General features: G+C 72.8%; 7 protein-coding genes. 5 read left to right on the top strand and 2 right to left on the bottom strand.

Annotation, left to right across the window (positions count from 1 at the left end; genetic code table 11):
• Window positions 1-133: 133 nt before the first annotated feature.
• On the bottom strand, window positions 134-457 hold the full coding sequence (gene rsrA, locus ACFWFR_RS16295; protein ID WP_191800054.1) for a mycothiol system anti-sigma-R factor: 324 nt from the start codon (window positions 455-457) through the stop codon (window positions 134-136).
• Window positions 454-1,260 (bottom strand): sigma-70 family RNA polymerase sigma factor, encoded by an 807-nt coding sequence (locus ACFWFR_RS16290; RefSeq protein WP_056646784.1) that lies wholly within the window; start codon window positions 1,258-1,260, stop codon window positions 454-456. The genes rsrA and ACFWFR_RS16290 overlap by 4 nt, the downstream gene beginning before the upstream one ends.
• A 137-nt stretch (window positions 1,261-1,397) precedes the next feature.
• On the opposite strand from ACFWFR_RS16290, the gene ACFWFR_RS16285 reads away from it, so the two are divergent.
• From ACFWFR_RS16285 to hisN, 5 genes are all read left to right on the top strand, one after another.
• Entirely contained in the window at window positions 1,398-1,943 is a 546-nt protein-coding gene (locus ACFWFR_RS16285) for a ferritin (RefSeq protein WP_191800056.1), read from the top strand.
• Window positions 1,944-2,214: 271 nt separating this feature from the next.
• Window positions 2,215-2,841 carry a DoxX family membrane protein gene (locus ACFWFR_RS16280; protein WP_191800058.1) on the top strand — a complete coding sequence of 209 codons (627 nt, stop codon included), beginning with the start codon at window positions 2,215-2,217 and terminating at the stop codon, window positions 2,839-2,841.
• Between the two features lie 251 nt (window positions 2,842-3,092).
• Window positions 3,093-4,436, top strand: a complete 1,344-nt coding sequence (aroA, locus tag ACFWFR_RS16275) for a 3-phosphoshikimate 1-carboxyvinyltransferase (protein ID WP_377623651.1) — start codon at window positions 3,093-3,095, stop codon at window positions 4,434-4,436.
• Window positions 4,436-5,557 (top strand): ribosome small subunit-dependent GTPase A, encoded by a 1,122-nt coding sequence (locus tag ACFWFR_RS16270; protein ID WP_377623649.1) that lies wholly within the window; start codon window positions 4,436-4,438, stop codon window positions 5,555-5,557. Before aroA ends, ACFWFR_RS16270 begins: the two co-directional genes overlap by 1 nt.
• A 3-nt stretch (window positions 5,558-5,560) precedes the next feature.
• Window positions 5,561-6,340 carry a histidinol-phosphatase gene (gene hisN, locus ACFWFR_RS16265; protein WP_377623648.1) on the top strand — a complete coding sequence of 260 codons (780 nt, stop codon included), beginning with the start codon at window positions 5,561-5,563 and terminating at the stop codon, window positions 6,338-6,340.
• Window positions 6,341-6,413: the final 73 nt, after the last annotated feature.

Below are 6,413 nucleotides of genomic sequence, written 5' to 3'. Positions count from 1 at the left end.
CACTGCGGTGAGGACAGGCCCTTTCGTCGTTCTCGGTTCTTCTCGCCCAGCAGGGTCCGCCGGCCGCGGTGCGAGGCCCGCTGCGGGAAGCGGACCCCTGCCCGACGGCGTCACGCCCGCGAGCGCGCAGGCGTCAGAAGGTCTCGATCACCGTGGTGGTCCGCAGGACCGTGAACTGCGCCTGGATGCGCAGCCGCAGCTCCGCCGGCGCCTGCTCGTGGCACGAGCGGCGCACGAGCTGCTTGACCAGCTCCTCCGCGCTCAGCTCGGCCAGGCACGGCGAGCAGTGCGCGACGTGCGCGCGCATGCGGACCTCGTCGTCGGAGGTCATCTCCGAGTCGAGGTACTCGTACAGGTGCTTGAGCGCGTGCTCGCACTCCGTCTCGCCCTCGGTCGAGTGAGGGATCGGCACGATGACGGGTTCCTCCGCCTCCGTGCTCACGTTCTGCTTGCTCACGACTCACCTCCGGGGGTCTTGGCCCCCACCAGTCCTCGGTCCTTTGCGTAGTCGCTCAGCAGATCACGCAGCTGGTGCCGACCACGGTGGAGCCGCGACATCACGGTCCCGATCGGCGTGCCCATGATCTCGGCGATCTCCTTGTACGGGAAACCCTCGACGTCCGCGTAGTACACGGCCATACGACGGTCCTCCGGCAGCTCCTGGAGCGCCTTCTTCACGTCGGAGTCCGGGAGCCTGTCGAGCGCCTCGGCCTCGGCCGAGCGCAACCCCTGCGACGTGTGGGACGCCGCGCGGTGGATCTGCCAGTCCTCGACGTCCTCTGCCGCGGACTGCAGCGGCTCGCGCTGCTTCTTGCGGTAGTTGTTGATGAACGTGTTCGTGAGGATGCGGTAGAGCCAGGCCTTGAGGTTGGTGTCAGGACGGTACTGGTGGAACGCCGCGAACGCCTTGGTGAAGGTCTCCTGGACCAGGTCCTCCGCGTCGGTCGGGTTGCGCGTCAGGCGCAGCGCCGCCGAGTAGAGCTGGTCGAGGTACACCAGGGCGTCCTGCTCGAAGCGCGCCGAACGAGCCGCGTCACTCTCCGTGGCCGGAGCCCGGTTGGTGTCCTCGGCGTCGTCGGCTCCCGCGAGGTCGCCTGCGCTGCTGCTGATCTGATCCGTCATCGACAACGAGCCTAGTCCCCCAGATGGTCGGGCGTCCGCCGAGAGCGCTGAAGGGGCGATCGCGCCGAACGGCACGACCTCCAGGCTCGGTGCAGCGGTGGCGCTCTTGTCGGCTTCCGCTTCCAGTACACATGTCACGCTCAGCACAACCGTCCGGCCGCTGCCGACATTCCCACGGCCCCGCGGCGGGCCGTGCGGCACAGGCAAGGCTGCGCTCGGTGAGGACAGGCAACCATCGGGTGTGCTCCACGACGATCCTCGCTAGCGTGAGGCGCATGACGACCACGACTCCCGACTCCCGGTTCCGCACCCTCCTGCGCGAGCAGGTCGGCCACGAGCTCGACGCCCACCAGCAGTACATCGCCATCGCGGTGTGGTTCGACTCCCACGACCTCCCGCAGCTCGCGGCGCACTTCTACCGCCAGGCGGTCGAGGAGCGCAACCACGCCATGATGATCGTCCAGTACCACCTGGACCGTGACCTCGACATCACGATCCCCGGCACGGGCGCCGTCCGCAACGACTTCGACTCGGTCCTCGAACCGCTCCAGCTCGCCCTCGACCAGGAGAAGCAGGTCACCGACCAGATCGAGGCCATCTTCCGCGCGGCCCGCGAGGAGGGCGACGCCCTGGGCGAGCAGTTCCTGCTGTGGTTCCTCAAGGAGCAGGTCGAGGAGGTGGCCTCCGCCACGACGCTCCTGACGGTCGCACGTCGTGCGGGCGAGAACCTGTTCGACCTCGAGAACTACGTCGCACGCGAGACCATCGGCGACGGTGGCGAGTCCGCCGATGCCCCCGAGGCGGCCGGCGGGGCTCTCTGACCCGACGCACCGAGGGCGGGACCGGGCGTTCCCGGCTCCGCCCTCGTCGTGCGCGGCTCCCGGCCCTCGTGCCCGACGGCGGTGCTCGCCCCGGGCGCCCACCGGCACGCGGTCCCCGATCACCCTGCTCACCCGGCGCGCGTCGCCCCGAGGGCGCACGCCCGGTGGCATGCTGAGCAGCGATGGGACAGGCTGGACGCACCGAGGGCGTCCCCGGCACCCCGGACCCGGTCGCTGCCCGCGGCCACCGTTCGACGAAGGAGATCCACCGATGCTGCTGCGTCACGTCGCGAGGCCCATGCTGGCCTCCTGGTTCATCTACGACGGCGTGCAGGCCGCCCTCAAGCCCGCCGAGCACGTGCGCGCCGCACGCCGCGGCGTGAGCCTGGTCGGGCAGCAGCTCGGCGTCGAGGACCCCCTCAGCGAGAAGCAGGTCGCGGCCCTGGTCCGCGTGCACGGCGCCACGACCGCGGTCGCCGGGCTGTTCCTCGCGTTCGGCAAGGCTCCGCGCACGGCCGCGCTCACGCTCGCCGCGCTCAGCGTGCCGCTCGCGGTCGTCAACCAGCCCTTCACCCCGAGCGACGTGCCCCGGGACGTGCGCACCCGCAAGTTCGTCGCGAACGTCGGGGCGATCGGCGCCGCGCTCATCGCCGGCGCCGACTACGAGGGCCGGCCGGGCGTCCGCTGGCGCGTGGACCGCGCGCGCAAGGACCTCGCGCTGGCCAAGACCGCCAAGCACCAGGTAGACACCGCCAAGCACACGATCGGGTCCACGGCCGAGAAGGCCGCGCACACCGTGACGGACAGCGCCGCGAAGGCCTCGCGGAAGGCCCGTCGCGCTGCGAGCTCGGCGACCCGGTCGGCCGTCGACTCCGTCAAGGGCGCCGTCTCCTCCTGACCTCGGCGTGCCGGCAGGCCGGTCGTCCTGCTCGGCCGCCGACGCCACGGTTCCCGGGCGCACGCACCGTGCGGCGGGGCCGCGGCGTGCCCCGCTGCACGGTGACCTGGGCGCGCGGGCGAGCGGCGCCGTCGGGCGGGTGCGCGTCCACCGCGGGTGAGCGTGCAGCGCACGCGCGCCGCGCCGTCGGGCTCCCGCCGCGCTCCGGACCGAAGCCCGCTCCCCGCACCCCGTGCAATAACCTGGGGCATGTGACCAGCGACCTTCCTGCCGCCCGCTCCGACGAGACCGCCCTCGACCCGGCCGCCTGGCCCGCGCCCAGCCGGACCGGCGCGACCGCCGGCGGTCCGCTCGACGCGACCGTCGCGGTCCCCGGGTCCAAGTCGCTCACGAACCGCCTCCTGGTCCTCGCGGCCCTGGCCGACGGGCCCGGCGTCCTGCGCGGCGCGCTGCGCAGCCGCGACACCGACCTCATGGCCGCCGCGCTGCGCGACCTGGGCGTGGGCATCACCGAGGGCGACGTCCCCAGCGAGCTGCACGTGACTCCCGGCGACCTGCGCGGCCCCGCCCAGATCGACTGCGGGCTCGCGGGCACGGTCATGCGCTTCGTGCCCGCGGTCGCGGCCCTGGCCGACGGCACCGTGCGGTTCGACGGCGACGAGGGTGCCCGCGTGCGGCCCATGGGCCCCGTGCTCGACGCGCTGCGCGACCTGGGCGTGCCCGTCGAGGGCCAGGACACCCTGCCCTTCACCATCACGGGGCACGGCGCGGTGCGCGGCGGCACGGTCGACGTCGACGCGTCGGGGTCGAGCCAGTTCGTCTCGGGTCTGCTGCTCGCCGCGGCCCGGTTCGACCAGGGCCTCACGCTGCGCCACGTCGGGCCCACGCTCCCGAGCGTGCCCCACATCGACATGACCGTCGAGGTCCTGCGCGAGGTCGGCGTGCACGTCGACGACTCGCGCCCCCTGACCTGGACCGTGTCGCCCGGCCCCATCGCGGCGCGCGACGTCTACGTCGAGCCCGACCTCTCGAACGCCGGCCCCTTCCTCGCCGCGGCCCTCGTGGTCGGCGGCACGGTGCGCGTGCCGGGCTGGCCCACGGTCACGACCCAGCCGGGCGCCATGATGGCCGAGCTCCTCACGGCGATGGGCGGCCAGGCAGAGCTGGTCGACGGCGTCATGGCCGTGACCGGGACCGGTGAGATCCGCGGGATCGACATCGACCTGCACGAGGCCGGCGAGCTCGCCCCCACCATCGCGGCCCTCGCCGCGCTGGCCGACTCCCCCAGCAGGCTGCGCGGCATCGCGCACCTGCGCGGGCACGAGACCGACCGCCTGGCCGCGCTCGCGACCGAGATCACGCGCCTCGGCGGTCAGGCCGAGCAGACGCACGACGGCCTCGTCATCACCCCGCGCCCGCTGCACGGCACCACGTTCCGGACGTACCACGACCACCGCATGGCGACCTCGGCGGCTCTGATCGGGCTGCGCGTCCCGGGCGTGCTCGTGGAGAACGTCGGCACGACCGCCAAGACCCTCCCCGGCTTCACGGACATGTGGGGCCGCATGCTGACCGCCGAGGGATCGGCGAGCTGATGGCGCGGCGCGTCCGCGACGAGTCCGACTTCCGCGACCGGGCGAGCAACAAGAACTCGCGCCCGCGGACCAAGCAGCGTCCCCAGCACGAGGACGCCGAGACCGGGCTCGTCACGGGCGTCGACCGCGGGCGCTACACGCTCCTGCTCGATGAGAACACCCCCGACGAGCGCACGATCCTCGCGATGAAGGCCCGCGAGCTGACCCGCAACCGCGTGGTGTGCGGCGACCGCGTGGACATCGTCGGGGACACCACGGGCGAGGACGGGACGCTCGCGCGGATCGTGCGCATCCAGGAACGCACCTCGACGCTGCGCCGCACGGCCGACGACACCGACCCGTACGAGCGCATCATCGTGGCGAACGCGGACCAGCTCGTGATCGTCACGGCCCTGGCCCAGCCCGAGCCCCGCACGCGCATGATCGACCGCTGCGTCGTGGCCGCGTACGACGCGGGCATGGACGTCCTGCTGTGCCTCACCAAGGCGGACCTCGCGGACGCGACGCCCCTGCGCGAGCTCTACGAGCCCATCGGGGTCAAGGTCGTGGTGACGCGACGGGTGCACGACGACGGGTTCGAGCAGGAGGAGCGCAGCGGCCACGGCGACGAGCCGGGCCACAACAGCTCGGACACGGCCGAGGACGCGTGGCGGATTGAGCCGCTCGAGGCCGTGCGGGCCGAGCTCGAGGGCCGCACGTCGGTGCTCGTGGGCCACTCCGGGGTCGGCAAGTCGACGCTCGTCAACGCGCTCGTCCCGGACGCCTACCGCGCCACGGGCGTCGTCAACGACGTGACGGGCCGCGGCCGACACACCTCGACGTCGGCGGTCGCGCTGCGCCTGCCCGACGCCGACGGCAACCCCGCCGGGTGGGTCATCGACACGCCCGGCGTGCGCTCGTTCGGGCTCGCGCACGTCGACGTCGAGAACCTCCTCAAGGCGTTCGACGACCTCGACGTGGTCGCCGAGGACTGTCCGCGCGGCTGCACGCACCTCGACGGCGCGCCCGACTGCGCGCTCGACGACTGGCTCGAGGCCTCGCCCGAGGAGGAGAAGGCGGCGCGCACGGCGCGTGTCGAGTCGTTCCGCCGTCTGCTGGCCGCGCGCACCGGTACGGTGTGAGCCATGCCGACCTACGACGACGACCTGCGCCTGGCTCACGTGATCGCCGACCAGGTCGACTCCCACACCATGTCCCGCTTCAAGGCCCTCGACCTGACCGTGGAGTCCAAGCCGGACAACACCCCGGTGAGCGACGCGGACCGCACGGCCGAGGAGATCATCCGCAGCCACCTCTCGCGGGCTCGCGGCCGTGACGCGATCGTCGGCGAGGAGTTCGGCGAGTCCGGGCACGGCGCGCGGCGCTGGATCGTCGATCCGATCGACGGGACCAAGAACTTCGTCCGCGGCGTCCCCGTGTGGGCCACGCTCATCGCGCTGGCCGACGGCGACGAGGTCGTCGTCGGGCTCGTGTCCGCGCCCGCGCTGGGCCGCCGCTGGTGGGCCGCCAAGGGCACGGGCGCGTGGACGGGGCGCTCGCTCGCGGCAGCGAGCCGCCTGAGCGTGTCCAAGGTCAGCAAGCTCGAGGACGCGTCGCTGTCCTACTCGTCGCTGTCCGGCTGGGAGGAGCGCGGCAAGCTCGACGCGTTCCTCGACCTGACCCGCGAGACGTGGCGCACGCGCGCCTACGGCGACTTCTGGTCCTACATGCTCGTCGCGGAGGGTGCCGTAGACGCGGCCGCCGAGCCCGAGCTCGAGCTCTACGACATGGCCGCCCTGGTCCCCATCGTGACCGAGGCCGGCGGGAGCTTCACGTCGCTCGACGGCGCGCCCGGACCGTGGGGCGGCAACGCCGTGGCGACCAACGGGCTGCTGCACGACGACGTCCTGGGCCGGCTGTCCTGACGGGTCCGTCGTGAGCTGCTGACGGGCTTCTCCTACCTGCCGAGAACGAGGTTGTGGTCGCTATCCGTGGGAT

Source organism: Oerskovia sp. NPDC060287 (assembly GCF_042726775.1).
In the GTDB taxonomy this organism is placed as follows: Bacteria; Actinomycetota; Actinomycetes; order Actinomycetales; family Cellulomonadaceae; genus Oerskovia; species Oerskovia merdavium.
Note: the sequence above shows the minus strand (reverse complement) of the source record. Positions and strands in the feature narration are given on the sequence as shown.

Excerpts from the sequence above, each read along its gene's own strand:
- hisN (WP_377623648.1), top strand. The coding sequence starts at position 5,561 with ATGCCGACCTACGACGACGACCTGCGCCTGGCTCACGTGATCGCCGAC.
- ACFWFR_RS16270 (WP_377623649.1), top strand. The coding sequence starts at position 4,436 with ATGGCGCGGCGCGTCCGCGACGAGTCCGACTTCCGCGACCGGGCGAGC.
- ACFWFR_RS16280 (WP_191800058.1), top strand. The coding sequence starts at position 2,215 with ATGCTGCTGCGTCACGTCGCGAGGCCCATGCTGGCCTCCTGGTTCATC.
- ACFWFR_RS16285 (WP_191800056.1), top strand. The coding sequence starts at position 1,398 with ATGACGACCACGACTCCCGACTCCCGGTTCCGCACCCTCCTGCGCGAG.